Raw genomic sequence first — 26,326 nt, 5'->3', positions numbered from 1 at the left:
AAATCTTTTCAGTTGCCTAGTTGAAAGCAATGCCATTCTTAATTATCAATTAATTTTTGAACTAGAGGACATTCTTTCTGACTTTCAATACAGGAGAGATAGTATATTAGAAAATAAAAATTGGATAGCACAATGAAGGCTTGGGATGAAAAATATATTTCTTCTTATAATTAATATTATAATATTTTCTTTGAATATTTGCTTATCATTAAAAAAATTAAATGTATAAATTTTTTTAATTAATTCAGATATGTTTATTAATAAAAGGTTTTTGCTATTGAAATATATTCATTATTAATTTAAATGATTTATTTGTCGTTTAAATAAAGTAAATTTATTTTTCTGATATTTTTAAATATGGAGTTTATCTATACACCTGATATGATACTCAGTGTTATTAATACCGCGAGGGATGAAAAAATTAAATCATTTCAATAAAATTTTATTTTAATATATCTTTACGTTGCAGCTGCAATACAGCAATCTTCGCCGATCCAGAATATGAAGTCAGCAATGCAGAAGCGTGAACGGATAAAAGGGGCAAAACGAATCGCCCAGCGATACTCAAGAGCAGTGGTCATTGGGTTAGTCCCTTCAGGAAAAATTGGCAAACGGGCTTGTTCGAGTAGTGCTTGCATTGAGTGAGAGCTTATTGTCAATGATTTTAAATGTGCTTTTATCGCGGGCCATTCTTGGATAAAATCAGAAAATTTTTCTTTTGCGATATCCCATTTTTGACTTTTTTTAAGATAATCAGAAATAAAAATTTCTTTTGCAGGCTTTGATTTTGCGGATAAATTTAAATCAATTTTCTTTCTTTCAGCTGCATTGATCTTATCTTCATCTTTTCCAAAAAAAGGCGCCGCATTAAAAAAATGATTGATAATTTGCGTGGTATCTTTTTCATTCATACTACGAAATTTTTTCAAATCAAAATTTTCAATTTCTAAGAGCCATTCAAAGCTCATAGCACTTGTTAAGGTTGCCAATGCTACTTGCTCACCGTGTAAAACCAGAGGACGGTCAGAATTCAAACGTAGGAAATCGAGAGCATGACTAATGACGTGCTCATATCCACTTAAAGGAGTCGTTTCTCCTGAGAGAGACATTGCTATGCCTGCCATCGCAAGAGCTGCTGCAGAAATTTCAATAGCTTGGCCAGAAAGTTCACTTTGAGCAAATTCAGAAGCAATCTGCTTAAGTGGATCTGCAAAAACATCCATCAAACGAAATGCGAGTTCATCATAATTTTCAGAAATTCCTAATTTAAAACCTAAGTACCAATCACCGTATGCCACAAAGCGCGCAAGGAGATCTCCATATCCTGCACGGGAAAGTTCCATAGGTGCTGCTTTTAAGAGAGGTTCAATCCAGAATGTTGCATAGATGTCTTTTGATTGTCTCGTTCTTTTTGCTCCAGAAATGTCCACGACAGAAAAAGACGAGGTAAATGCAGTTACAGTCATGGCAGTGGGAATGGAAATAAAAATAGCATTGGGTTTATTTAAAAAAAGGGAATGTTTTAGTAGATCAGTGATTGTTCCACTTCCCAAAGCAATATATATTTCACAATCTGTTTCTTTAAAAATAAGGTTGGTTGTTTTTTCTAAAAAATATTCAGAAGCATGGATTTCATCACTTTTGCATTTGCTTTCTGTAGAAAGATTTTTTTCAATAATAGAGTATTTATCAGAAAGAGTTTCGATTATCTTTTCTAATATATTTGTATTAGAATCTTTGTCTGATTTTTTATCTTTACCATCGTGCAAAATAAATACTTTATTGCCTTTATTTTTAGGTATAACCTGTGTTATTTTTTCAGAAAATTCTTCATAATTATTACAGCAGAATTGTATGGGAATATTTTTATTTGAGCTGTAATCAATCTTTTCATCTGTAAAAACTTGGGTTATTTTTTCAAAAAAAATGCTCATATTTTTGTCCTTGTAAAGAAAAAGCCTTGCAGTGCAAGGCTTAATTTACTTTCTTTTCAGAGAGTTATTTTAGCGGGGATAATGAATAACCGAAGCATCAGCTTGAGTTTGCTCTTTGATTATATCCGCTGTATTTAGAATTCTCATATTTTTTTCAACTGCTTGTGAATAATCAAGATTAAGAGCCCAACGTGGGCCAAAAATACCAATAAATAATGAAGCAATCACAGCAATTAATGATAAAATAAGCATCCCAGAATTTGTTTCTGAATTTTGATTGCTTTGTGCTGAATACCGTGTGGATGGTTTAAACCACATTTCAACCATTACAGAAAGATAATAATAAAGTGACAAGCAGCTAAATACGACTAAAATAATTGATAAACCAATGAGACCTTGATTCACTGCAGAGAGTAGTAAAAAGAATTTTCCAAAAAAGCCTGCCACTGGTGGAATACCTGCAAAACCAAAAAGGAAAACAGTGAGAGCAAAGGCAGCAAATGGTTTTTTAGATCCCATGCCTGAGAGTTCTTCTTTCAAGAGATCTTCTCTATTACTGTCTTCAAACCAAGCAATAACTGTAAATGCACCCATGCTTAATACAGCGTAAATGACTGCGTATGACAAAAGAGATTGTTTCGCTTCTAAGCTTGTTGGATTTGAAGCAAGTGATGCAAAAGCAAGGCAAAAGTAACCTGCATTGGCAACAGAAGAATAAGCGAGCATGCGTTTTAGGCTGTTGTGTACAAGACCGAAAAGTGAACCCACAACGATGGAGAATGCTCCTAGAATCCAGAACATTACAATTAAACTTGTATGATTACCTTCGCCTAAACTAGAGCTTAATATTCTCATAAAAACAATGGCAATACTGAACTTAACTAAAGAAGCCATAAAGCCTGTCAGGTGTGAGTTTGCTCCCTGATAAACATCTGGTGCCCAAGAGTGAAATGGTGCAATGGCCAGTTTAAATGAGAGACCACAAAATAATAGGAGAACTCCGAGAAGCGAGAACGGATTGTTTACTGAAATATTTAAATTTCTAAAGTCGGAAAAACGTAAAGAACCAATACTTGCATAAATAAGAGCTGCGCCCATTAAAATAATAGCTGATGCTGCGGCACCTAGAATAAAATATTTAATTGCTGCTTCCATACCTTGAAAGCTTTTTCTTTGGTAGCCAACAAGAACATAGAGAGAAATACTTGTTAATTCGAGACCAATAAAAAATCCGAGAAACTCTCCAGCCGAGCACATTATCATGAGTCCAGCTGCAGACATTAATAATAGCGAAATTAATTCTGAACGTAACAATTGTTTACCAATCGCAGTCATTGAACTTGCCATTAAAGTGAATAAAGTACCAATTGCGATGACAGTAAAAGATACAGAAGAAATCTCATCAATTAAAACACCGCTGCCAAGAAAAGCGACTGGAGCTTTAATCTTTGCAGTGATAGCGAGTGCTGCCGAAGCAAAACATATGAAAACAGCTACGTACCATGAAGGGTAACAAGGTTTTTCAGGGTCTGTTTTGAACACTCCTAAAATCATAGTGATAAGTGAACCAATTAATAACAATAAAATGGGCGCTGCAAGAATATAGAATTCAGAACTTGGTAAAATATCATTCCATAATCTATTTTGAATTGCATCTTTTACAATTTCTGGGAGTCGAGACATCATAAAATTTGACGACATCATTTTACTCCTTGTTCAATTTCTGATGAGAATTTACTCAAAGGCATAAGAATTCCATTTTTTGTATTGGCAAGTTCAGACGAATATGCTGAATTATTTTTAATACTTCTTTCAATATTAACAAGAGTTGGTTTTGTGTGCTCAAGAATTCCCGATGAAGAAAATCCGAGAACAAAAATAAATACTGATAATATTACTAATTGAATAACTTCATGTTTATGCATTCCAGCAAGCTTTTTATTTTCTTCGTGAGTGATTGGTCCGAATAATATTTTATAGGTAGCCCAAAGAATATAAACAGCCCCAATAATAACTCCAATCGTAGCAAGCGCACCTAAAATGGGATTTGCTTGAAATGAGCCTATTAAAATGAGCCATTCTCCAATAAAACTTCCTGTACTTGGCAAAGCTACAGAACCCATTGCTGCTATGACAAAGAAAAAAGCATACCAAGGCATCACTTTAGCAAGACCACCAAAGTCGTCTAGTTCAAAAGAATTTCTTCTTTCATATAAAATATTAAATAAAATAAAGAGCGCACCTGCAGTAATAGCATGATTGAGCATTTGATAGAGAGCGCCTTGGAGGCCTAGAGTATTTAAGGAAAAAATCCCTATAACAATAAAACCTAAATGGCTTAAAGAAGAAAATGCCATAATTCTTCGAACATTTGTTTGTTTCCAAGCAATAAGTGCACCATAAAGAATACCTATCACTGCAAGAATCATAATTGGTTTTGCATAATAAGCTGCTGCACTTGGGAATAAGCAGATGCTAAAGCGAATAAGTCCATATGTAGCTAACTTTAAAATAACACCTGACATAAGTGTATAAGTTGCTGGTGCCTGTTCGTATGTGTCGGGTAACCATGTGTGAAAAGGGAAAATAGGTACTTTGATTCCAAATGCTAAAGTAACAGCAAGAAATAACCAAGCTTGTACATTAAATGGGAGTGCAACAGCTGTTGAATATAAATCTAGAAGATTTGATGAATAAATTCCACCATGACTGTTTGCGTGTGCGAAGTATAAATATATAAGAGCAACAAGCATTAATAAGCTGCCAATAACTCCATAAATAAATAGTTTTAAAGTTGCATATATTCTGTCTTTCCCACCCCAAATACCAATCATAAAGTAAACTGGAATAAGGCTGAGTTCCCAAAAAACATAAAATAAAACAACGTCGAGTGAAACAAATACACCAATTATTGCCGACTCAAGTAACAAAAATAAGGCAAGAAAACCTTTTACTTTTGTTTTGAGAGAGGTGTAAGTTGTCATCATAACAATTGCACAAAATATAGTAGATAAAAGTACGAGAATTAAATTAACTCCATCAACCCCAACAATATATTTTATTCCTGTTGAACTTGGTAACCAGTTTGCAACTTGTGAAAATTGAAACTGTGCTGTGTTTGGAACAAAATGTCTCACTAAATGGAGTGAAAAAATAAATTCAAGAATTGTTGCACCCATTGCAATATGTCTGTGAATTCGGGAGTCATCTTTTCCTGGAATCACTAATATTAGCAATGCTGCTAAAACTGGAAAAACTATGAGCAGGGATAAAATCCACTGCGAAATTTCATCTATCATTGTATCCTCTCACCTGCTCAAAGAAATAGAATTAACCCAAAAACAAAAACACCAATATAGATGAACTTGAGGTAATTTCTTGCCATACCTGACTGAGAGTCGCTTGCAACACTCGTGCCAGTATATAGAGTTTCAGGGATGCCATTTACTACGCCATCAATAACTTTCCGATCAATAATTCTATAAAGAAAACTACCAAAATGAGCTAATGGTTGGTAAATTACGAGATTATAAAGTTCGTCGACACGCCATTTATCTCTTATTAATCTATAAAAACCACCAAATGCATTTGCAAAGCGTTCGCCACCTTGAGGTCCTTTTTTGTAAACAGTGATTGCAAACAATGCTCCAATGAACACAATTATAATCGATGCACCCATGAGTCCAAATTCCATGGAATGGCTTAATGGATTTCCATGGATACCGCTTGCTTTTAAAATCTCTTCAGATCGCATAAGAACAGGAGATAAAAATCTTGTGATAAAATCTTCTTTTCCAGTAAAAACTTCTGGAATAGCAATCAATCCGCCTAAGGCAGAAAATATTGCGAGGATAATGAGTGGCAATGTTATAACATAATTTGTTTCATGTATTTTTTCAGGATGCTCTGCTCGCGATTCGCCAAAAAACACCAACCATGTGAGGCGCAGCATATAAAATGCGGTGAATCCTGCTGTAATCCAACCCACGAACCAGAGAATCGGGTTGCCAAATGGTCCTGACCAAGCAGCAGCCAAAATAGCATCTTTTGAGAAAAATCCAGAAAATCCTGGGAAGCCTATAATAGCAAGTGTCGCAATAATAAATGTAATACTTGTTATTGGCATTCTTTTGAAAAGACCGCCCATTTTACGAATATCTTGCTCGTGGTGCATAGCATGAATAACGCTTCCTGCACCTAGAAAGAGGCAGGCTTTGAAAAACGCATGGGTTATGACATGAGACACACCGTATTGGAAGGCTCCAACACCGCAAGCTAAAACCATATAGCCTAGCTGACTGCAAGTTGAGTACGCCAATACTTTCTTAATATCTGTTTGAGCAAAACCGATTGTTGCGGATAAAATAGCTGTAGCTGCGCCAACGACTGCAATTGTAGTCATAACTGTTGGACTTAAGACGAGTACAAAGCTCACTCTGTTCATAAGATAAATACCAGAGGTCACCATCGTGGCCGCATGGATAAGTGCTGAAACAGGCGTTGGACCGGCCATGGCATCGGGAAGCCATGTATAAAGTGGAATTTGTGCAGATTTACCTGCAACTCCAAGTAATAAGCAAAGACCAATTAAGGTGATTTCTAATGAATGTGTTGTAAAGAAGATATTTGGTGTTGAAGCAATAATTGTTGCGATTTCACTATAGTTAATCGTCTTAAAAAGCATATAGCAAAGAAACATGGCAATTAAAAATCCAGCATCACCTACTCTATTTGCAATAAATGCTTTGATTGCTGCCATTGAATTTGCTGTGTCTTCATACCAATAGCCAATTAAAAGATAAGAGCAAACTCCCACGCCTTCCCAACCCAAGAAAGTAACAAGCATATTCGAGCCAAGAACTAGCAGAAGCATTGAAACAATAAATAAATTTAAATAAACAAAGAAACGATAAGGCCGATTTTCATGATGCATATATTCACCTGAATAAAGGTGAATAAGTGTACCTACACCAGTTATCACAAGTAAAAACAACCCTGATAATCTATCAGCTGTCAATGCAAAAGAAATATTAAATTCTTTTCCGTTAATTAATGGAACGGTTATCCAATCGAATAATTCAGCAACAACTGGTGTTCCTTTAACGATCGGGCCAAAAAATAAAATGAGAGATAATATAAAAGGGATAGCTACCGCTAAAGTTGCTGTCAAACATGCAACGACGACGCTCAAGTTTCTAAAAACAAATGCATTTAAAAGTGCACCAATAAGTGGAAAAAGTACTATGAGTGCAAGAAGAATTTGATCGTGCATTTTAACCTCTCAGCATTCTGAGATCGTCGATCTCTATGCTTGATTTAGCTCTGTAAAGAGAAATGATAAGAGCCAAGCCAATTCCTGCTTCACATGCTGCGACTGCCATAACAAAAAACATAACGACCTGACCATCAATGGTATTTGTAAGTGCGCTTGCGCTAATAAATGCAAGATTAGCAGCATTTAACATCACTTCAACACTGAGCATCATAAAGATAATATTTTTTCTAAACATGACGCCAAAAATACCAACAATAAATAATAATAATGAAAAATATATACCCAATTCAGGAAGACTTGGCATCATTCACCTTCGCTTTCTTTGCTATGACAATAGATCCAACAATTGCTGCTAATATTAAAAAGCTAACTATTTCAAAAGCCCAAAGGTAATCTGTGAACAGAAGGGATGAAACATTTTTTACATTTTCATTCATTTGTGCAGGATAATAAGGAGGACGAGCATTGATAAGTGTTGTGGAATTGAGACCTGAAGTGAGATATCCTTGGCCAACTTTTGTTCCCAAAAAGAGTGCGCCAAGAAATCCAATACTAATTAATATTATTTCATTTAAGGTAACTCTTCCATATCTTAATTCTTCAGGTGGTAAATTTAAAAGCATAATTACGAATACGAACACAACCATAATAGCGCCAGCATAAACAATTATTTGGGCAACAGCAGAAAAATGAGCGCCAAGAAGTCCATACATTCCTGCAAGAAGCATCATAATAATAATGAGGAGCATTGCGGCCGTAACAGGCCACTTACGTGTGATCATTGCTGCGGATAAGAATACCGCAAGAATTCCCATGATCATGAAAGAAATTTGAATTGCCATATTGAAAAACTCTCCCTAGACTCTTAGTGAAATTTTATAAATGCAGTTATAATTGCAGTCACAACCAAATTAACAAGAGCAATTGGGAGAAGATAAACCCAACCTAATTTCATGAGTTGATCGTAGCGGAAACGTGGAATTGTAAAGCGTACTTGTACAAAAAACCACATAAGTAACACTACTTTTAATAAAAGAACTCCAAGGCCAATTGGGAAAAGAATCCATCTTGTTAAAGCTTCACCTAATGTTGGGGTGAGATATTCCAAAAGGAGATGTTGAGATATCCATGGGATTTCATAACCACCAAAAAACATTGAGACAGTTAAGACACACATAACAAACATCATGGAATATTCACCGAGGAAAAAGAGTGACCAGCGCATTGCTCCATACTCGGTTAAAAATCCAGCGACCAACTCTCCTTCGCTCTCAGCGAGGTCAAATGGAAGACGATTTGTTTCTGCAAAAATTGTGACGAGAAAAATTACAAATGATACTGGGGCATGAAATAGTCCCCAATTTGGTAAAAAGCCAAACAGAATTTCGGATTGGCGGGCAATCATAACTTGCAGATCGAGAGTTCCCCAAATAAACACGAGTGGTATGATGCTCATACCCATAGCGACTTCATAGCTCACCATTTGTGCGGATGCGCGTAAGCCTCCAAGTAGTGAATATTTATTATTGGAAGACCAACCTGCTAAAGTAACACCATATACTGCAAGAGATGAAAGCGCAAATATAAGTAAAAATCCAGAGTTTAAATTAACGGCTTGTAAGGTAACAATCTGATTATTTACTATTAGATGGCTTCCCCAAGGTATTGCAACAGTCACAGCTAACCCAGTAATGACAGGTATAACTGGAGCCATAACGTAAAATGCTTTATGTACATATGGAGGAACAAAATCTTCTTTAAAAAGTAACTTAATTGCATCGGCAATAGGTTGGCCAAGTCCAAATATTCTAAATTTAAAAAAACCGACTCGATTGGGTCCCACTCGACGTTGTAAAATAGCACATTGACGTCTTTCGACCCAGCTCATTATAGGAGCGACTTGTGCGCCGACTGCAATGCCCAGAAGCATAAGAAGAATTGTGCTCAAAATTTGTGTCATACTTAATTCAATCATTCTATATCTCCTTAATCCCAACGTAACGCGCCACGTTTGAGCACGTAAATATAGCCGATTGCAAGTGTTGCAACAAAAATTCCAATTTCAACAATTCCAAACCAACCTAAATAATCAAATGCTGCTGACCAAAGGTACATAAAGATGGTTTCAATATCAAAAAGAATAAAAAGTATTGCTGTCAAATAGAATTTGATTGAAAAGCGTCTCTCAGCCGTGCTTGTGATTGGCAAGCCGCATTCATAGACTTCGAGTTTATGTTGATTAGGTTTTTTGGGGCCTAATAAAAATGAAACACCGCTCACTCCCAAGCCAAGTGCCAGTCCAAAAATTAAAATGAGCAATATTGGTAAATATGGGTTCATACCAATATATTGTACGGAATGCTCCATAAACAAGTTCCTCCTCAACGTGTTCCAGTAACTCATATTCATGAATGCGACAAGAGAGCGCTAGATTTTATCTATTAGAATATTCTTCTCTTAAGAGAATGATGCGATATACTATAGAAGCGCAAAGACGTGCAGTCTGATCAAGAGTATCTCTTGCTGGGCAGAGTTCTGCAATGTCCATAATGCGACATGTATTTGATCTTCCAAAATATGCGAAAGTTTGTGAAAGATCTTTCATCTGTGCTCCGATGGGAGTCGATGCGCTTGTTCCAGGAGCAATCGCTTGATCAAATACGTCTAAACAAAGTGAAATATGCAAGCTCCCTGTTTTCCGTTCAAAGCCAAATTTAGAGCAATCATCAATATGATCATGGATATGCTCGGAGGGTATTTGTATGTTTCCACTTGTAAATTCTTTCCAGATATTTAATAGGGAAATATATTCGACAGTTTTAATTCCATTTTGCATGGCATAATCAAAAAGAGAGTGCGGATTGCGCTCTCTTTGAATTCCAATTTCTAAAAGAGCTTTGCCATTTGCAATATTTTTATTAAAATCTTTAATAATACGATAAAAAGCAGTGCCACTATTTATTTCATTATTAATAACGGGGCGTAAATCAAAATGAGCATCGAGATTGATGATAGGTATAATTTCGTTCTCTCTGCTTTTAACATGTCCTTTGTAACTGCCGTAAGTAAAATCATGGCCTCCTCCAATTACGAAAATGAATCTGGCTTTATTTCTTAAAAGGAACTCAACAACATAAGCAAGTCTCTCATGTGTTTCTTCTATAGAATCAGCTAAAATTATATTTCCAACATCTGTTATCTTATCGGATAGAAAAAATTGAGTCTTGTTGGTTGGGGGTAAATTTTGTGAAAATACTTTTGAGTTTGTCATATCTTGCATAATTTTTGTATCATACATTTTATAGAAAGAATCCCGAAATGATTTTGGCCCTTCTTTAGCACCGGGATTTCCTAAATTAGCAATGACACCCCGATCGTCAGGTATGCCTAAGAGAATAAACTTATCGATTATTTGCTCAGTAATAAATTGATTATTTTTAGGATTTAAGGATATTTTTGTAAAATTAGAACCGATTGATTCCGCTCTGGCATTAAAATTTAATTTGGTTGGTTCGAGATATCTTAAAACATCTATATTCATTTAAATTTTCTCTTTATAAAATGTTCAATCTAAATAGGTACACTATTGTATAATTGCTTTAAAAGAGAAAATTTGCAAGAATTAAATAGGTTTCGCACCCTTTTTGCCAACCTTCGCTGTGCCAGAAGTTGTTTTTCCTAAACTTTTCTGAATAAAACGCATTACTTTTTTCTTAAGTTCTTTATTTTCATCTAAAATAATTTTCAATAAATCTAATTCGTCTGTTCCACGCATTTTTTTCGAATTTATATTCTTTTTAAGATTGCCTTGTTTTGCCATATAATATCCCCTTAATATATATCGGAGGAGACATTATATTAATTAAATGAACTCAGACAGATTTTGCAGCTTGTGTCAAATCATTTAAAAGGTCTTGAGCATCTTCAATACCTACTGAAAATCTTAAAAGATCTGGAGTGATACCAAGTTTTTTTCTGAGTTCAGGCGGAACGCTTGCGTGTGTCATTGTTTCTGGATGATTGACAAGGGATTCAACTCCACCCAAGCTTTCTGCTAAAGAGAAATATTTGAGTTTAGATAAAAATAGTTTAACCGCATTAAAATCGCCTTTTATTCTAGCAGAGATCATGCCTGAATATCCACGCATTTGCTTTTTTGCGATTTCATATTGTGGGTGATTTTCGAGTCCGGGAAAAATAACTTCCGAAAATATTTTCAAACTCTGCATTTCACGGGCAAGATAAAGGGCATTTTCATGATGTTTTTTCATTCTTAATGAAAGAGTTTTTATACTTCTTAATAATAAAAATGCTTCAATAGGTGCATTTACACTGCCACCTGCAAATTGTAAAAATTTCAGTTGTTCAGCAAGCGAGTCATCATTTAACATAAGGCATCCACCTACTAAATCACTGTGTCCGCCAATATATTTTGTTGTACTGTGCAGAACAATTTGCGCTCCATGTTCGATAGGATTTTGAAATACCGGAGATGAAAAAGTATTATCTACGCATGTTGTTACGTTAAATTTTTTAGCTAAATTTGTTACTGCAGATATATCTATTATTTTTAACAAAGGGTTTGTAGGTGTTTCTATCCAAATTAATTTTGTATTTTTTTTAAAATATGGCTCAATATTTTTAGGATTTGACATATCAACAAATTCAAATTCAATATTATATTTAGAAAATATTTTTCTAAACATTCTACCTGTACCACCATAAACATCATCACAAACAATGACATGATCGCCAGGATTTAATAATTGAGCGACAGCTTGAACTGCTGCTAAACCTGAAGAAAAAGAAATTGCATGTTTTGTGCCTTCAAGTGCTGCAAGAGAGTTTTCAAGCGCTGTGCGCGTTGGGTTTCCAGCACGTGAATAATCATAAATTTTAGGATTACCAGGAGATTCTTGCACATAAGTAGAAGTTTGAAAAATTGGGGTCATGATTGCCCCCGTAGCTTGTTCTGGTTCAACGCCTGCATGCACACACAATGTATCGAAATTTTTCTTAATCATATGATTGTCTCCAAGTTTAATTTTGATAAATTTCTGGAAAAAGGGTGAAGTCTGTATCATGAAGTTTTAAAAATAAGCGAGATAAAAACTCTTTTTGTGCTTCTGATTCGAGGGGAACAGATGAGTTATTTAAAAGATTTTTAACAATATCTGAATTGAGCATATCTTGGGGAAGTTCGCAGATAATCGGTTTATCAGTTAATTCGGGTAATTCATTGCTATGAATCATTATACCAGTATTATGCAACATATGTCTTGGAAATAAAGTTTGCTCATTAACCCAATGAGTATATCCCTTTTCGTAAAATTCGATAAAAACATTTTCATTCGCATGATACATTTTATCACCAACAATCCAATGGCCAATAGCTGCGAGGTGAATGCGAATTTGATTCGTTCTACCAGTCTGTGGCAAGCACGCAAATAAAGTATAGTCATTATATGTAGCCAGTTTTGCAAACCATGTTTCTGCAGATTGCAGGTTCTTACCATCAACCCAAAGTTTTAAACGGATGAGTGAATTTTCAGGTTCTCCAATAGGTAAATTGACTCTAAATTTTTCAGGTAAAGCTCTGCTGCCTTTCGTTACAGCTAAATACATTTTATCTACGTTACCTTGTCTGAAAGCTTCTGAAATAATTCCACGGGTAGATGATTTACGTGCACAAGCTAAAATACCACTTGTTTCGCGATCAATACGATGCACTGCAGCGCAGTCGGCATAACCCATTTTAGCTGCAATATTTACAAATGTATTTTTTCCATAGAGTCCTGCTGCATGTATAACCATATTGGGTGGTTTAGAAAAAATACACACATCTTGGTTGTCAAATACAACATCAATTTTTTCTATGACATCTGGTTCATATTCAGGTGGATGAAAAAGCCAGATTTGATCATAATTTTTTAATTTATAAGTGGGCTTTATTTTATTGAGTTTTACTTCGTATCCATGATTCTTTTCTCTATGTGCACCATGTTCAATTAAAACTTCATTATTTAGAATTCTTTCACGCCATGTTTCTCGATTGTGGAATTGAAACTTACGAGACATATAAGCATCAATCCGCTCATTTTCATCAACATTTTCCATACGACTGCCAATTCTTCTAAACTCTTCTTGTTTAGGAATAAGATTTCTTTCTTTATGGATAGGAGAACGAGCTTTTAGCATCGACTGCATAACATTATCAATATTTTCGTCAGTATGGGTCAAATCAGTTTCTTCATTTAAAATGTTGTCATGAGGAAGTTTTTCAAATTTATTATATTTTATTTTCTTAAAATAATCAATTTGAGGTATTTGTTCTACTTTATGAGGCTTTAATAAATGATCTTTTATATTTAATAAAGTATCAGTTTCAATACTCGGAAATATTTCGATATCTAGGTTATTTTTTGGATCAACTTCATTGATAATTTTTAGTATTTCCTCAGCATTTCCACCACTCAAATAACATTTACAAGGAGAATGCATTTTTAAAGTAGCTAAAACAGTTGATGCGGTGGACAGAAAAATCCCGCGTTGCACATAGATTTCTTGATTCCAGTGTCTTTTATATGGCGAAAATAAATCAGGATTGGCATAAAACTGTGGAACCAATGCGGTGTAATGATGGATGGCGTTGAAAGCCATTTGTATACCTGGGAAAATAAAATTTTCTAAAATATTTAAATCGGCTGAAACGCCTTCACATGTTACCGCTGTACCAAATGAAAAAATAATCGTATTTTTTTTGGTTTTTTGTGCTTCTTTTGCGGCAAAAATAAATTTTAAAGCTCTATCTGCACCAAGCCTTTTTTTATCAAAATCACCAGATATTTCAATTGCACTTAAAATATCTTGTTCTGTGAATTTATTTTCATTCAAAATGATTTCAGGGAATGTAGTGGTTAAAAAGTTTTTAATTGATTTCATTGTTTCTTGAGTTTTTTCAGGAGTATTAACTGAGGTGTAAATGAAATCAATTTTCTTATTTCTATCAGCTATAAAGCCCTCTAAAATTGGGCGCAAAGCATCCCTTATGTTATGTATATTTTTAGTTAAGAAAACATCGTAAGGGATGTCAATTTGATACTTTCTAGAATCTGAAGATTGAAAACCAATATGAACTCTTGTATTGCCAAAATCAATTGCTAAAGTAGGTGAAATTTTTGCAACTGATAAATTGGAAATTGACGGTGAAGTTTTAATATTTTTTTGTTCGGTTTTATTAACATTTTTTTCTTTTATCGAGATTTCCCCAGATAATATAGGCTCTTTAGAGCCGCTCAATAAAAGAGCAGCATTGTCATCAATACCTAAAAATTCACCGATTCTTGTTCCTTTATTTACAGATAGAATCGTGCCAAGTGGAAGAGATCTTTCAATGGCTAAGTTTTTAAGTTGTTGTATCTCTCTTTTTACAAACAAATATTCATTCAGTTCAGCTAATAAGTTTTCTGAAAAATAAGCTAATGTGGTTTGAATATAAGATTTGGTATTTAAAAATTTATTTATATTTCTTTTTTCTGTTTTATTAATATCAAGAGGAAAAAGACTTTCCCAAAAAGAAGTAGAAGTTTCCGTTGAAGGATGCCTAAAGAAATTTAAACCAATACCTATAAAAAAATCACCAATATTGTTTTGCACAGAGGATGTTTCACAAAGAATCCCACATATTTTTTTGTAATAAATGGGGTCAGTTGTTAACTTGTTTTTATTTTGATAAGAGATAATATCATTTGGCCATTTAATATAAATATTATTATTATTTTGCAATGGTAAATCTTGAAAATGTGAGAGTAAAAAAGACTCTGTTTTTTTTAATGAGTCGAAAACAGCGCAGCCAACAAGAGTTGTCACCCATTCAAATGGAACTTTGATTTTTTGACTTGGTATTGCAAAAGTTAAAGGTAAAAAATCAGTTTGCTGTGCGAGAGCTTCTGTTAAACTCTGAAATTTTGTTATATTTTCCGATTGGTTCAAAGGATTAGATGAAAGTTCAGTTTGCTGCCAAACACTGCCATTTCTGCCTCTGCCTCCTGTTTGCTTTTCTGCAAAAACGGCAAAAATTTTATTCTCATTGGATTCTTTGGCAATTTTTTTTGCCAGATCCATAGTTGAGATGGTTTGTTCGGTTAAATAAGTTATAATTTCAGAATGTGACATTTTAATTCCAGTTTTAAAGCTAATACAAGCGGAGTATGGTTCGCTTGAAGAGTAAGCAATTCTTTTGCAGTCGGATTTTACGAAATTATTTTAATAATTCAATAAATATAGGGTTAATATTTTAAGGGCGATAGATTTGCAAGCTCATATCTACCCAAATTGCTTTATGTATCAAAGCACCCATGCTTAAGTAATCGACTTCTATTGAACTTATTTCTAGTAAATTTTTTTCATCTAAATTGCCACTCAATTCAATTTTTATATTTTTGTCAAAAATATTCTTCTCATAGATGGCTGTTCGCGCATCATTTAATGGAAAATTATCAAGCATGATGACGTCAGGTCGTTTATGCAAGGCTGTTCTAAATTCAAGCAAATCGCTTACTTCAATTTCGATTTTCGTTAAGATTGGTAGATTTTTATTTAAATTATTAAGAGCATCTTCGATACTACCAATACTTCTTATGTGATTTTCCTTTAACATAGCTCCAGAATCGAGAGCATGTCTATGATTTCTTGCACCACCGACGCGTGTCGCATATTTTTCATACATACGTAGACCAGGTGTGGTTTTACGCGTTTCTAGTAGGGTAATATCTTTATTGATTTTTTTTATTTCAGCAGAAATTTGCTGTGTCTTATTCGTGATTCCACTCATTTTTGCAGCAAAATTAAGAGCAACGCGTTCAGCAAGTAAAATGGAGCTTGCACTGCCTATGCCTGCGATGACAATATCGCCTTTTTTAAGCGACATCCCATCCTTAAAATCTGAAAATATTTTTGTGTATCCGCCTGAGGTTTGTCTAAAGACCTCTTGCATTATATGCAATCCTGAGAGTATGAAATCATGCTTGGCGACCACAAAAAAATTTACAATTGGGTTTTTGGGGAAGCCAGCAAAGAGAGTTGAGTCTCCAGAGCCATGGTCTTCATCTAACCAAAGAGTTATATCTGCACTGACACGTTTGGGTGATACACCAAGTTTTGAGTTGCAAAAGTCGATAAAGTCTATTTGCAAAAGCTCATTTTTTGGCATCAAATATGGACAGTGTGGCTTTACTTTAGTCAGTTCCATGGTGCACCCTATAAATATTATTTTAATTGCCTTGAACAGACACGGCCGGATACTCATAACATGAAAAAAGCAAGACAAAAATATTTAGAAGGTTTTATATCAAAAAACATTATTAAATGTCTAAATGAACTCGAAAGTAATGTTGAGCAAGGTTTATTCACCGCTTGGTCAATAGGAAATAATGAATTTCAAGTATCTTGCTTTTGGGCCGACGAATTTAAACCTTCAGAAGTGAAATCAGCAGATGGTTTGAGTCCATCTATACATCCAACATTTGATTTAGCAAGTTTAACAAAGCCGATTTTTATTAATTTATATTTAAGATATTTATTAAAAAATGATTTTGCGACTTTGATCCATAAACCTATTAAGGATTTAATTAAATTCGAACAGTGTGATATTGGAAATAAAGATTTTTATGATTTTTTTAATGAGCCAAAGAATTTGCATTTTACTTTAGATACTTTTCTTTCTCATCGGTCAGGCGCCAAAAATTGGCACTGGATGGGGAGTTCTCTATGGTTGCAGAAAGCGACTTCGCATCATAAAAATGCTAATATTTATTACTCTACTCTTGACATTAAAGATCCTTTATTTCAAGAAAACGTACTAGCAAATTTGAATAAAAAAGCAATCAATGATTTGAACGACCAAAATTTTTCATTAACGATTTATTCCGATATTAATTATTATATACTCGCAAGAATTATTGAAATGATAGATGATAAAAACGAGACTTGGGAAAAAAGGTTATTTTTTTTAAACAATTATTTAGACACAGCTTTTTCTCATGCGAGTATCAATTCGTCTTACTTAAAAAACTGTGTGCCATATTTTCCATATATTTCTTCTTATAATTCAGAATTAGCAACGCACCAATTTAAAAGCTTTAATTATGGCTCTGTGCACGATAGCAATGCCAATATTCTATCAGCGCTTGGTGAAAAATCTAATATTGTTTCTGGGCATGCTGGACTATTTGGTAGCATCAGTGACGTGGCTAAGGCTGTGTCTGCGCTTTCAAGAAGTCAGTACTTACTTCAAAATAGCTCGGCAAAAGAGAAGAATAGATTTATTGCCGGACTCGATACACCTGAAACCAAAAAAACGTCTGCCGGTATAAAAAATTGGCCTATTCAATTTGGTGACGTGTTTGGACACTTGGGTTATACGGGAACCTCATTTTGGTTTTACAATCAATTAAATAAAAAAGTTTCTGAAAATTATCATATTTTATTGACGAATCGTACTTCTGAAAGAAAAAAAATGGGTGTTTTGAAATGTCCACGCATTCTCATCGTGAGTGAAATTAAAAGGAATACGACACAGTATTTTCAAATTATAGATAAAGAAATTTCTCTTATTCCTTTTTCAGAAGTAAATGATTTGTGTCAAGAATTGAGTGAATATTCTCATAGGATTTGGGATACGAGTGTTTTGAGAAGTTATCCAGATATGGCTAAAATTAGGAAATCTGTTGCTCATAAATTATGGGATATTTAAATGATTAAAAGAATTATTTTTTTATTATTAATCGTTTTTTCTACTTTTTTTGCCTTTTCATTTATATGGTTTATGCATTGGTTGAAAAGTTCAAATCCAATGCACAAAGAGCCAATTGAGTACAGTTTGCTAGAGGGCTCAACATTTACAAAAGTAGCATTTGATTTGGAACGACAAAATATTATATCTCACCCAAAATTATTTTCATTGTATGCAAAATTTATGCAAGTCACTGGAGATTTAAAAGTAGGGGCATATTTATTTCCAGTTGATATTTCCCCCGAGCAAGTACTTTCAAAACTGGTTCGTGGAGATATAATAACCACCCGTGTGACAATTGCGGAAGGTTTAAATGTTTATCAAATTTCAGAATTGTTAAGTCAATATTTCCCAAAAGTGCGTTATAAAACTTGGTTAGATTTAATGCATTCGAAGGAGCTCATTCAATATGTTGCACCTAATACTAAGGTCAATTCCTTGGAAGGATTTATCTTTCCACAAACCTATGTTTTTAATCCCAGTTCACCCCCAAAATTGATAGTAAAGACATTTTTAACTGAATTTAAAAAAAATGTTACCCAAGAGATGCTTGATAAGGCAAAGCATTTAGGGTTGACACAATTGCAATATGTTACTTTGGCTTCTATCGTTGAAAAAGAAACAGGTTTACCATCTGAAAGAGAAAGAATTGCAGGTGTTTACTGGAATAGATTGAAATTAAAAATGAAACTTCAAGCAGACCCCACTGTGATCTATGGGGTTTGGAAAACTTATAAAGGATCTCTTACACGTAAAGATCTTGTTACTCCCACACCATATAACACCTATACCCAATATGGTCTGCCACCAGGGCCAATTGCAAACCCAGGATTAGCAAGTTTAAAAGCAACACTGTATCCCGTATCGAATGATTTATATTTTGTTGCAAAAGGAGATGGTTCGCATATCTTCTCTAAAAATTTGGTGGATCACAATAAAGCAGTACGTAATTATGTTATTTTTTTAAAAAAGAGTAAAAAGGGAAGCAATTAAAGAATGAGAAATTTCTACGAAGTAAATGGTAATGTTTTTTTTAATATTGAAAATTATATGGGAGAATGGGAAAAATATATAGGTATTTATGATAAAAATGGTGCTGAAAAAAAAGGAGCTGCACAAAGTTTAGGCTCACATGTTCAAAAACTTTGGAAAAATTTTAATGAAGATCGCAGTCAGCTTGATAAACATTATATGGAAACAGCCATTGGTTTACAGGCATATATCTCTTCTTTTTTATTACCTAATATAGAAAGAGTTTTTTCCCTTTTGGTGAGAGATGAAAATATATTTGCAATAGAAAGTCTTCTTGTAGCAGAAAAAGATGAGTTAGTTATAAGTGACTTTGGTTGTGGTCCACTCAGTGGAAGTGTAGCTATTTTAGCTTTGATCGAGTATATATTAAAACAAAATTCAAAATTAATTGCCCCAAAAAAGATAAGTATTTATGCTATAGATAGATCAGAAAAAGTTGTAGAACTTGGGGCGAAATTTATTAAAAATTCTATAATAACAGAAAATTCCATAAGCATTGAAAGATTAACATCTCCTGCTAAATTAAATAAAAAAATCGATATAGCATTGTGTATAAATGTCTTTAACGAAATTCCAGAAAAGCACAGATTTAAAACACTGAAATCAATTTACGATAATTCCCACGAAGGTGCACTATTGCTTATTATGGAACCAGGGCAAGAAGAACATGCAAAAGCGTTAGGTGCATTGCGGGATCAATTTATAGAAAATTCTGAAAATTGCGAAATAATCTCACCCTGTGCACATAATAAACCTTGCCCGCTTTCGCAAAAAACTGGACGAAAGGATTGGTGTTGGTTTAGGCACTCATGGAATCCTCCAGCATCATTAAAATTAATAGATAAATTCTCCAAAATTGATCACCATGAGTTAAATTTTTCATATTTATTTTTGCAAAAAAATAAAATTCGATCCGCAGAAAATTATTTTGCTCGGTGTGTGAGTGATGAATTTGCTTTGGATTTAAAAGGAAACAAAGCACAATTTGATTATTTTACGAATAATTTATCTTCTGGTGATAAAGAAGAATTTATTGAAATGACTCAATACGAAGGTGGTTTACAAAAAATATTATTGTGTACACAGATCGGAGCACTTGAATCTGCATTTATGATTGCAGATCCTGAACAAAAAGAGTATCGTAGGGGACGTAGAATAAAAGAGAGTGATGAATTATACATGCGTGCCAAAGAACGGATTTAATGAATCAAGAGAATATTTTAAAAATATTTCAGAAAATAGGCAAATCAACAGGCTTAGTTGAAGATATTCCTGATATGCATAGACGTTCTTCGATTCTGATCCCTATGTTTTGCTCTGATGCCGATTGGAAAAAAGGGACAACAGATATTAAAAATTGGAGTTTACTTTTTACAATCCGCTCAGAAAAATTAAAAGAGCATGCGGGAGAGATAGCATTTCCAGGCGGAAGAATAGAAGAAAACGAAGCTCCTTGGCAGACAGCATTAAGGGAAGCAGAAGAAGAGATTGGTCTTGGGCAAGACCAAATCATATCCTATTTTCAACTCAATAATTCTTTTGCCCGCTCTGGCTATCATATCATACCTTATTGTGCTCTTATTTCTAATGATTTCAAATTAAAAATAAATAAAAATGAAGTGAATGAAGTTTTTAGTTTAACCATTCAAGAAATATTAAATTTAAAATCTTGGAGCGAAACTCGAACTTTAGCTACTTTTAAACGTGAAGTTTGGCATTATCCGATAGATATAAAAGAACTCGGTCAGTTTGATATTTGGGGAGCAACTGGCAATATTTTAAGAGATCTCATGTTGAGAATAGAAGAGAATATTTAAAAATAGATATGTTATTCTTTAATTAAATTGATTTCACGACAGAAATCATAAAATGATGCGAGTTTCCATTCTGAGTAAATATTAAGAAATTCTCCAATATTTAGGAGTTTTACTTTTTGGAATTCGCCAGAAGATTTTTCTAAATGAATACTTTTAATATCATTTAGTTCAATTAAAAACCACATTTGCTCTTGCCCTAAATTACCCTTAAAACGATCACGTTTTAATATCTCTTTTGGAAAATAATAGCGTCGCCAAAACTTTGATTGATAGATAATTTTAAAATCCTCTTCTTTCACTCCAAGCTCTTCTATTGTTTCACGTATGATAGCATGTCGTAAAGACTTATCGAATTTTTCAACTCCACCTTGTACATTTTGCCACATATTGTGGTCAGTTCTGTTGCATGCTAAAAACTTATTATTGCATTTTATAAGAGCAGCAACATTTTCTCTAAACATAATTAATCCTTCAAACTAAGGAGTTGAGTTGTTGATATGGTTTGCAATGAATCGTATTTTAAGAAATTTATACCTACGGAACAAGTCAAAATATTTTTATCTTTAATTGATTCAATAAAACGAGCATCATTGTCCCATCGAAATAAATCTTTGAGTGTCATAATTATAAAATCATATTTTTGAATAGTTTTATAGTAGGATTCTGATAAGTTTCCATGGTCGTTTAGAAAAATGTAATTTACATTTTTATTATTTAAAATTATGGACAAATCAGATAAAAATTTCTTGGGATGAGCTATACCTGTAATCAAAAGAACTTGAGTAAAATTTGCATATTTATGTAATACATCTTTTTCTAAGATCTGTGATTTTAATTGAAGATTTTTATTGATTAAAGAAACTTCCCAGAAAAGAGTTTGATAATTAAGTATGATATCTTTTTCATTGGGCAAAACGTTATGTTTCATTAATGAGTTATGTATAGTATTTTTAAATTCATTATTTTGTTCTTCACGAGTACGTGACCAAAGCCTAAAATCAAAACTTTCAAGTAAGGTGGTAAAAGAATTGTTGCCAAATCCTTCTCTATATGGACCAATAGGCATTGCAAATGATGGGCTATTGAGTAATAAATATGGAGACCATAAGCAAAGGTTTGTATTTCTAGGACAAGCAAAATGTTGAAGTCCGTCGTCTAAAAGCAAAAGAGTGCTGTTTTCTTTCCATTTATTATTTTTTAAATCATTAAGCAAATAATAGAGAGAATCTGATCTTTCTTTATTCTGCAAAATATACAATACATTTGAATTATTTTTTTTTAAATTAATTAAAATCTCGAAATGTTCTCGATTCTCATCTGATAGTTGGTTGATTTCGCTCGGAGATGCACTGTTTATATAAACGTTCTTAATGTTTCTGCCAATACCTCTCGCAGCAATTGCAACATTCCAGCCTTTTTCTAAGTAATCAAGCGCAATCTTTTGTACTACGGGTGACTTTCCACTTCCACCGATTAAAATATTTCCAACACATATAATTTTAATCTTAGCTGTATCTAAATCGAATTTATCTAGTCGATTATAACCATTCTTGCGTCTTTTATTAGCAATTAAAAAAATGAAATAAGATAACAGAAAGAAAATTGGAGATAAATATAAAAAAAAGAGTCCCTTTTCTTGCAGGGATTTATCAAGAAAATTTCTTATTTTTTGTCCGAAGGATTCAGACATAATTTAATATCTCCTGAGGAGTTCCCTGTTTTGTAATTGATCCATTCTCAAAGACATAGCAGAAATCAAAATCTTTTACTTCATTTAATGAGTGTGAGACAGCAATAACTGTATGCTCTGAGTCTTTTGCCTTCCATTTGTGGATAGCTTGCCAAAAAAGATTTGCAGATACTGAATCTAAATTTGCAGTGGGTTCATCTAACAAAATTAATTTTGGCGAAGCAAATAAAGTTCTTGCCAATGCTACCCGTGCTTTTTCACCACCAGATAAACCGTCTCCAAGAAATCCCAATTTCTTATCAAGAATCAATTGAGATCCACTATCCGAAAAAGAAAGCATGAGAGCAAGAACAAGTTCTTTAGCTTTATCATCTGAAATATGTTCTGGGATCCCTTGCTCTGCATAAATAATATTTTCTTTAACAGTTCCACGGAAAATATAAGGAGATTGAGATGCTAATAAAAAGTCTGCTGTTAAAAATATTTCACCTTCGCTAGGAATAATAAGTCCTGCAAGCGATCTTAAAAAGGTTGTTTTACCTGCACCACTTTCACCAATAAAAGCAATTTTTTTGCCTTTCTCAATTTTAAGGGAACAATTTTCTAATATTATTTTGCCGCCTTCTGTTTTATAGGTAACATTTTTAGCTATAACAGCTTCTTTAGATTGATTTGGTAAAGGAGATGGGCGTTTGTAATGACCAGTTTTTGAGAAGTCTCCAATGAAGTTTTTAACTCTATGTAAAACAACTTTGATTTCACTAAAAAATGTTATAGTTCCAGCAATATTTTTAATATACTTAAATGAAAAAGCAAGCAATATGAGCATGGAAGAATAAGTGCCAGATTGAAAGTTTTCTGTAAACGAAAGTCTCCAAGAAAAAATTGCTGCAAGAATAAAAGTTGCAAAGAATTCCATGCCAGGAGAGAAAAAAGTTCGTACAAACAGACTTTTTTTCATAAAATAATAATTTTTAATATTTAAATTTTCAAAATCACTTTTTTCTCTATTATGACTTCTTAATGCATTGATTGTTAAAAGACCATTGTGTGTTGATAAAATCCTGGTAGAAATACCAATTTGCTTTTTTTGCCCTTCTCGAGTGTAAAAATTAAGTTTTTGTGAAATTTTTCTAAGGGAATAAGCCATAGGAATTACGATAGCTATACCAATAAAAAATGTTTTCCAAGATATGATCAACATAGAAATTATGATGCCAACGAGAACAATAAAATCTCTTGCAGCGCTTATAGTTCCTTTGCTAACAGCACCTTGCAAAAGGGCAGTGTCTTGCATAAGTTGATTGGCTGTAGCGTCAGGATTTTTTTGATCGAGAATATTGCCAGGAGATGATAAAAAACCTTTCAGCATTTCCTCTCTCAGAGAGTGTGCTACCTTATGCCCAGCTCTTTCTGTTAAATATGAACTCATAAATCCAGAAATAAGCTTAATAAGAGCTGCAATTATTATAAATATTGGAATAATAAAAATAAGGTCGCGTCTATCTATTACTTGGTGAAAATGAATATAGTCTTTAAAATTTCCAGGAATCAGTTCAGAAACTTGTATACGTGGAGTGGTTACGAAGACAAGTTGTAAAATGGTCCCAGCAGATAAAGCAAGGATAATTTCAGAGAGTGAATAGATTGGGAGCCATGGAATACTAAAGAGAATATCTTTCTTTCCTGCTTTCCATATTATTTTTAAGAAAGAATTCTCTTGCTTCATAATTGATTCCAAGTTTCCTTATGAAGTTTGAACTTATGCTCATAAGGTATATTATATTGTTCGATAGTATTTAGCATGGCTTGAGCCGCATTTTTAGCTGAATTTTTAGGAAACATTTTTTGTATTTCTACAAGTTCATTTATCATATCAGTTCTAATTTCAGAGTCATTTAAAAGTTTTAATGCATGATTAACAAGATTAACTGCTAATGCATTTTCTTGTATGTATTCTGGAATTGTTTCGCGATTTGTAGCTAGATTCACAAGAGAAATATATTTAACTTTAAGTATTTTTTTAAGAATTAAACCTGTAATAGTTGAAACTTTATAAAACACAGACATTGGAGTGCTAAAAAATGCGGTTTCAAGTGTAGCGGTTCCTGAACAAACCCATGCATAGCTTGATGAATTCATCACTTCATAGGCATTACCAATGCCAAAGGAAATTTTATCATCAATCCATTCTTTTGTTCGACCAAATTTTTCTGCTGTTTGATAAGCAATTTTTTTAACGAAATTCGGATCAAGGGTTTTTGCTATAGGTATTGCACCCGTTACTTTATCGAGTCGTTCATGTAAATTTATAAATGATTCAATTAACAGAGGCAAAAGATTTTTTATTTCATTTTTCCTACTGCCTGGTAGAATTGCAATTTTATTTGGTACTTTATCTTTAGAATTGATTTTTAAAAAATCATCAACAGCATCTTTTAAAGGGTTACCAATAAACTTTGCATTCACTCCTCTTTCTTTAAAATACTGGATTTCAAATGGTAGAATACTTGTAACTAAATAGGAGTTTTCTTGTAAAATTTTAGTTCTTTTGCTTCCATGTGCCCATACCTTTGGAGGAATATGGTAAATAGTTGTTATACCTAATGCATACACTTCTTGGATTAGTCTTAAATTAAAACCAGGATAGTCTACAAAAATAACTGCTTCAGGGCAGCGAATTTTAATTTCATGCAATATTTTTTTGTACAGTTTTGATATTTTATCATAGTGTGAAATTATTTCAGTTAAGCCAAATACCGCTAAATCTTCTACAGTGACAACACATTCTACCCCTTCATTGCGCATGAGAGGGCCAGCGCAACCAAAAAAATTTTTGTCAGGAAGGCCTCGTTCCTTTATCTCTGCTTTTAGAGCTTTAATAAGGAGAGCAGCCTGGGCATCTCCACTTGCTTCTCCTGCAATTATGCAAATTCCACCGGGTAAAATCTGTTCCATTTTTTATCCTTCAAAGGAAGGTTCTCTGTGAATATTCTGTGGGTGTGCTACGCCTCTTTTTGAAGATTTAATAAATTCAGCAAACTTTTGCACTTCAGGAAAATGAAGTAAATCTGCTAAAGATGAAATAGACTCTTCAATGGTTGGATGCCCGTGATAGAAAAATACTTTATATGCAGCTTTAAGAGCATTTCTAGCGTCGGTTGATACATTTCTACGGCGGAGACCTTCCATATTTAAACCACGCAAAACAGCTCGGCCTCCTTCTGCAGTGCAATAAGGAGGAATATCTTTAACAGTGACGGCACCGGCTGCGAGCATTGCCATATCACCAACATGGACAAACTGGTGCACAGCACTCAAACCACCAAGCGTTACTTTGTCATAAATAGTCACATGACCTGCAAGTTGAGTTCCGTTAGCCAATATATTTTGATCACCAATAGTACAGTCATGAGCCACGTGTACATAGTTCATTAAAAGATTATCATTGCCAATCCGAGTTATGCCTCCTCCTTGCACAGTTCCCGTTTGCAAAGTTGTAAACTCGCGAATGCGATTGCGATTTCCAATAATTAATTCTGTATCTTCATTTTTATATTTTAAATCTTGAGGAATATTTCCTACTGACGCATAACTAAAAATAATATTATCTTCGCCAATCGTGGTTTTGCCAGTGACAAGAGCATGTCCATGAACTTGAGTGCCTTTTGCGATTTTTACGCTTTTGCCAATAATTGCGTAAGGACCGACGACAACTCCATAGTCAAGTTCAGCTCCGTCTTCTATCACCGCGGTTGGGTGAATTTGCGTTGATGAATGATTCAT

The 26,326-nt window shown here is 33.7% G+C and carries 22 protein-coding genes; 4 read left to right on the top strand and 18 right to left on the bottom strand.

What is annotated here, in order from left to right:
* Positions 1-458 precede the first annotated feature (458 nt).
* From H7355_RS13510 to nadC, 13 genes are all read right to left on the bottom strand, one after another.
* Positions 459-1,934 (bottom strand): iron-containing alcohol dehydrogenase, encoded by a 1,476-nt coding sequence (locus H7355_RS13510; RefSeq protein ID WP_186648555.1) that lies wholly within the window; start codon positions 1,932-1,934, stop codon positions 459-461.
* Between the two features lie 69 nt (positions 1,935-2,003).
* Positions 2,004-3,635 (bottom strand): NADH-quinone oxidoreductase subunit N, encoded by a 1,632-nt coding sequence (locus H7355_RS13505; protein WP_186648553.1) that lies wholly within the window; start codon positions 3,633-3,635, stop codon positions 2,004-2,006.
* The gene (locus H7355_RS13500; protein WP_186648551.1) at positions 3,635-5,233 is read right to left on the bottom strand and encodes a complex I subunit 4 family protein; all 1,599 of its coding nucleotides are present in this window, start codon (positions 5,231-5,233) and stop codon (positions 3,635-3,637) included. Before H7355_RS13500 ends, H7355_RS13505 begins: the two co-directional genes overlap by 1 nt.
* A gap of 17 nt (positions 5,234-5,250) precedes the next feature.
* On the bottom strand, positions 5,251-7,206 hold the full coding sequence (gene nuoL, locus H7355_RS13495) for an NADH-quinone oxidoreductase subunit L (RefSeq protein WP_186648549.1): 1,956 nt from the start codon (positions 7,204-7,206) through the stop codon (positions 5,251-5,253).
* 1 nt (position 7,207) lies between these two features.
* The gene (gene nuoK / locus H7355_RS13490) at positions 7,208-7,516 is read right to left on the bottom strand and encodes an NADH-quinone oxidoreductase subunit NuoK (protein WP_222435725.1); all 309 of its coding nucleotides are present in this window, start codon (positions 7,514-7,516) and stop codon (positions 7,208-7,210) included.
* Complete coding sequence (locus tag H7355_RS13485; RefSeq protein ID WP_186648547.1) at positions 7,497-8,051, bottom strand: NADH-quinone oxidoreductase subunit J; 555 nt, start codon at positions 8,049-8,051, stop codon at positions 7,497-7,499. Before H7355_RS13485 ends, nuoK begins: the two co-directional genes overlap by 20 nt.
* A 23-nt stretch (positions 8,052-8,074) precedes the next feature.
* The gene (locus H7355_RS13480) at positions 8,075-9,184 is read right to left on the bottom strand and encodes a complex I subunit 1/NuoH family protein (protein WP_130612141.1); all 1,110 of its coding nucleotides are present in this window, start codon (positions 9,182-9,184) and stop codon (positions 8,075-8,077) included.
* 11 nt (positions 9,185-9,195) lie between these two features.
* Complete coding sequence (locus tag H7355_RS13475) at positions 9,196-9,576, bottom strand: NADH-quinone oxidoreductase subunit A (protein ID WP_216678689.1); 381 nt, start codon at positions 9,574-9,576, stop codon at positions 9,196-9,198.
* 67 nt (positions 9,577-9,643) lie between these two features.
* Positions 9,644-10,750, bottom strand: a complete 1,107-nt coding sequence (locus H7355_RS13470) for a formimidoylglutamase (RefSeq protein WP_186648545.1) — start codon at positions 10,748-10,750, stop codon at positions 9,644-9,646.
* A gap of 81 nt (positions 10,751-10,831) precedes the next feature.
* On the bottom strand, positions 10,832-11,029 hold the full coding sequence (locus H7355_RS13465; RefSeq protein WP_186648543.1) for a hypothetical protein: 198 nt from the start codon (positions 11,027-11,029) through the stop codon (positions 10,832-10,834).
* Positions 11,030-11,081: 52 nt separating this feature from the next.
* Positions 11,082-12,233, bottom strand: coding sequence for a trans-sulfuration enzyme family protein (locus tag H7355_RS13460; protein ID WP_186648541.1), 1,152 nt, complete (start codon positions 12,231-12,233; stop codon positions 11,082-11,084).
* A 16-nt stretch (positions 12,234-12,249) separates the two neighbouring features.
* Positions 12,250-15,384 carry a type III pantothenate kinase gene (locus H7355_RS13455; RefSeq protein ID WP_186648533.1) on the bottom strand — a complete coding sequence of 1,045 codons (3,135 nt, stop codon included), beginning with the start codon at positions 15,382-15,384 and terminating at the stop codon, positions 12,250-12,252.
* Positions 15,385-15,505: 121 nt separating this feature from the next.
* Positions 15,506-16,459 carry a carboxylating nicotinate-nucleotide diphosphorylase gene (nadC, locus tag H7355_RS13450; RefSeq protein ID WP_186648531.1) on the bottom strand — a complete coding sequence of 318 codons (954 nt, stop codon included), beginning with the start codon at positions 16,457-16,459 and terminating at the stop codon, positions 15,506-15,508.
* 60 nt (positions 16,460-16,519) lie between these two features.
* Here nadC and H7355_RS13445 point away from each other — a divergent pair, with 60 nt between their 5' ends.
* Genes H7355_RS13445 through H7355_RS13430 form a run of 4 tightly spaced genes read left to right on the top strand, consistent with a single transcriptional unit; the run spans position 16,520 to position 20,850 of the window.
* Entirely contained in the window at positions 16,520-17,962 is a 1,443-nt protein-coding gene (locus tag H7355_RS13445) for a serine hydrolase (RefSeq protein WP_186648529.1), read from the top strand.
* Complete coding sequence (gene mltG / locus H7355_RS13440) at positions 17,963-18,994, top strand: endolytic transglycosylase MltG (RefSeq protein ID WP_186648527.1); 1,032 nt, start codon at positions 17,963-17,965, stop codon at positions 18,992-18,994. It abuts the gene before it with no gap.
* Positions 18,995-18,997: 3 nt separating this feature from the next.
* Positions 18,998-20,236, top strand: a complete 1,239-nt coding sequence (locus tag H7355_RS13435) for a small ribosomal subunit Rsm22 family protein (RefSeq protein ID WP_186648525.1) — start codon at positions 18,998-19,000, stop codon at positions 20,234-20,236.
* The gene (locus H7355_RS13430) at positions 20,236-20,850 is read left to right on the top strand and encodes an NUDIX hydrolase (protein ID WP_186648523.1); all 615 of its coding nucleotides are present in this window, start codon (positions 20,236-20,238) and stop codon (positions 20,848-20,850) included. Before H7355_RS13435 ends, H7355_RS13430 begins: the two co-directional genes overlap by 1 nt.
* Positions 20,851-20,861: 11 nt before the next feature.
* On the opposite strand, the gene H7355_RS13425 is transcribed toward H7355_RS13430, so the two are convergent.
* From H7355_RS13425 to lpxA, 5 genes are read right to left on the bottom strand one after another with little or no spacing between them, the layout of a single operon-like run.
* Entirely contained in the window at positions 20,862-21,311 is a 450-nt protein-coding gene (locus tag H7355_RS13425; protein ID WP_186648521.1) for an NUDIX domain-containing protein, read from the bottom strand.
* A 2-nt stretch (positions 21,312-21,313) separates the two neighbouring features.
* Complete coding sequence (locus H7355_RS13420) at positions 21,314-22,540, bottom strand: tetraacyldisaccharide 4'-kinase (RefSeq protein ID WP_186648519.1); 1,227 nt, start codon at positions 22,538-22,540, stop codon at positions 21,314-21,316.
* A complete protein-coding gene (locus tag H7355_RS13415) occupies positions 22,533-24,269 on the bottom strand; it encodes an ATP-binding cassette domain-containing protein (RefSeq protein WP_186648517.1) in 1,737 nt (578 codons plus the stop codon). The genes H7355_RS13420 and H7355_RS13415 overlap by 8 nt, the downstream gene beginning before the upstream one ends.
* Entirely contained in the window at positions 24,266-25,498 is a 1,233-nt protein-coding gene (gene lpxB, locus H7355_RS13410) for a lipid-A-disaccharide synthase (RefSeq protein ID WP_186648515.1), read from the bottom strand. Before lpxB ends, H7355_RS13415 begins: the two co-directional genes overlap by 4 nt.
* A 3-nt stretch (positions 25,499-25,501) precedes the next feature.
* The gene (lpxA, locus tag H7355_RS13405; RefSeq protein ID WP_186648513.1) at positions 25,502-26,326 is read right to left on the bottom strand and encodes an acyl-ACP--UDP-N-acetylglucosamine O-acyltransferase; all 825 of its coding nucleotides are present in this window, start codon (positions 26,324-26,326) and stop codon (positions 25,502-25,504) included.

Source organism: Fluviispira vulneris, from assembly GCF_014281055.1.
GTDB classification, from domain to species: Bacteria; Bdellovibrionota_B; Oligoflexia; order Silvanigrellales; family Silvanigrellaceae; genus Silvanigrella; species Silvanigrella vulneris.
This window is presented reverse-complemented; position numbering and strand designations above follow the sequence as displayed.

Bases quoted from the DNA above. Each gene is read 5' to 3' on its own strand.
- H7355_RS13510 (WP_186648555.1), bottom strand. From the start codon at position 1,934: ATGAGCATTTTTTTTGAAAAAATAACCCAAGTTTTTACAGATGAAAAG.
- H7355_RS13505 (WP_186648553.1), bottom strand. From the start codon at position 3,635: ATGTCGTCAAATTTTATGATGTCTCGACTCCCAGAAATTGTAAAAGAT.
- H7355_RS13500 (WP_186648551.1), bottom strand. From the start codon at position 5,233: ATGATAGATGAAATTTCGCAGTGGATTTTATCCCTGCTCATAGTTTTT.
- nuoL (WP_186648549.1), bottom strand. From the start codon at position 7,206: ATGCACGATCAAATTCTTCTTGCACTCATAGTACTTTTTCCACTTATT.
- nuoK (WP_222435725.1), bottom strand. From the start codon at position 7,516: ATGATGCCAAGTCTTCCTGAATTGGGTATATATTTTTCATTATTATTA.
- H7355_RS13485 (WP_186648547.1), bottom strand. From the start codon at position 8,051: ATGGCAATTCAAATTTCTTTCATGATCATGGGAATTCTTGCGGTATTC.
- H7355_RS13480 (WP_130612141.1), bottom strand. From the start codon at position 9,184: ATGATTGAATTAAGTATGACACAAATTTTGAGCACAATTCTTCTTATG.
- H7355_RS13475 (WP_216678689.1), bottom strand. From the start codon at position 9,576: ATGGAGCATTCCGTACAATATATTGGTATGAACCCATATTTACCAATA.
- H7355_RS13470 (WP_186648545.1), bottom strand. From the start codon at position 10,750: ATGAATATAGATGTTTTAAGATATCTCGAACCAACCAAATTAAATTTT.
- H7355_RS13465 (WP_186648543.1), bottom strand. From the start codon at position 11,029: ATGGCAAAACAAGGCAATCTTAAAAAGAATATAAATTCGAAAAAAATG.
- H7355_RS13460 (WP_186648541.1), bottom strand. From the start codon at position 12,233: ATGATTAAGAAAAATTTCGATACATTGTGTGTGCATGCAGGCGTTGAA.
- H7355_RS13455 (WP_186648533.1), bottom strand. From the start codon at position 15,384: ATGTCACATTCTGAAATTATAACTTATTTAACCGAACAAACCATCTCA.
- nadC (WP_186648531.1), bottom strand. From the start codon at position 16,459: ATGGAACTGACTAAAGTAAAGCCACACTGTCCATATTTGATGCCAAAA.
- H7355_RS13445 (WP_186648529.1), top strand. From the start codon at position 16,520: ATGAAAAAAGCAAGACAAAAATATTTAGAAGGTTTTATATCAAAAAAC.
- mltG (WP_186648527.1), top strand. From the start codon at position 17,963: ATGATTAAAAGAATTATTTTTTTATTATTAATCGTTTTTTCTACTTTT.
- H7355_RS13435 (WP_186648525.1), top strand. From the start codon at position 18,998: ATGAGAAATTTCTACGAAGTAAATGGTAATGTTTTTTTTAATATTGAA.
- H7355_RS13430 (WP_186648523.1), top strand. From the start codon at position 20,236: ATGAATCAAGAGAATATTTTAAAAATATTTCAGAAAATAGGCAAATCA.
- H7355_RS13425 (WP_186648521.1), bottom strand. From the start codon at position 21,311: ATGTTTAGAGAAAATGTTGCTGCTCTTATAAAATGCAATAATAAGTTT.
- H7355_RS13420 (WP_186648519.1), bottom strand. From the start codon at position 22,540: ATGTCTGAATCCTTCGGACAAAAAATAAGAAATTTTCTTGATAAATCC.
- H7355_RS13415 (WP_186648517.1), bottom strand. From the start codon at position 24,269: ATGAAGCAAGAGAATTCTTTCTTAAAAATAATATGGAAAGCAGGAAAG.
- lpxB (WP_186648515.1), bottom strand. From the start codon at position 25,498: ATGGAACAGATTTTACCCGGTGGAATTTGCATAATTGCAGGAGAAGCA.
- lpxA (WP_186648513.1), bottom strand. From the start codon at position 26,326: ATGAATCATTCATCAACGCAAATTCACCCAACCGCGGTGATAGAAGAC.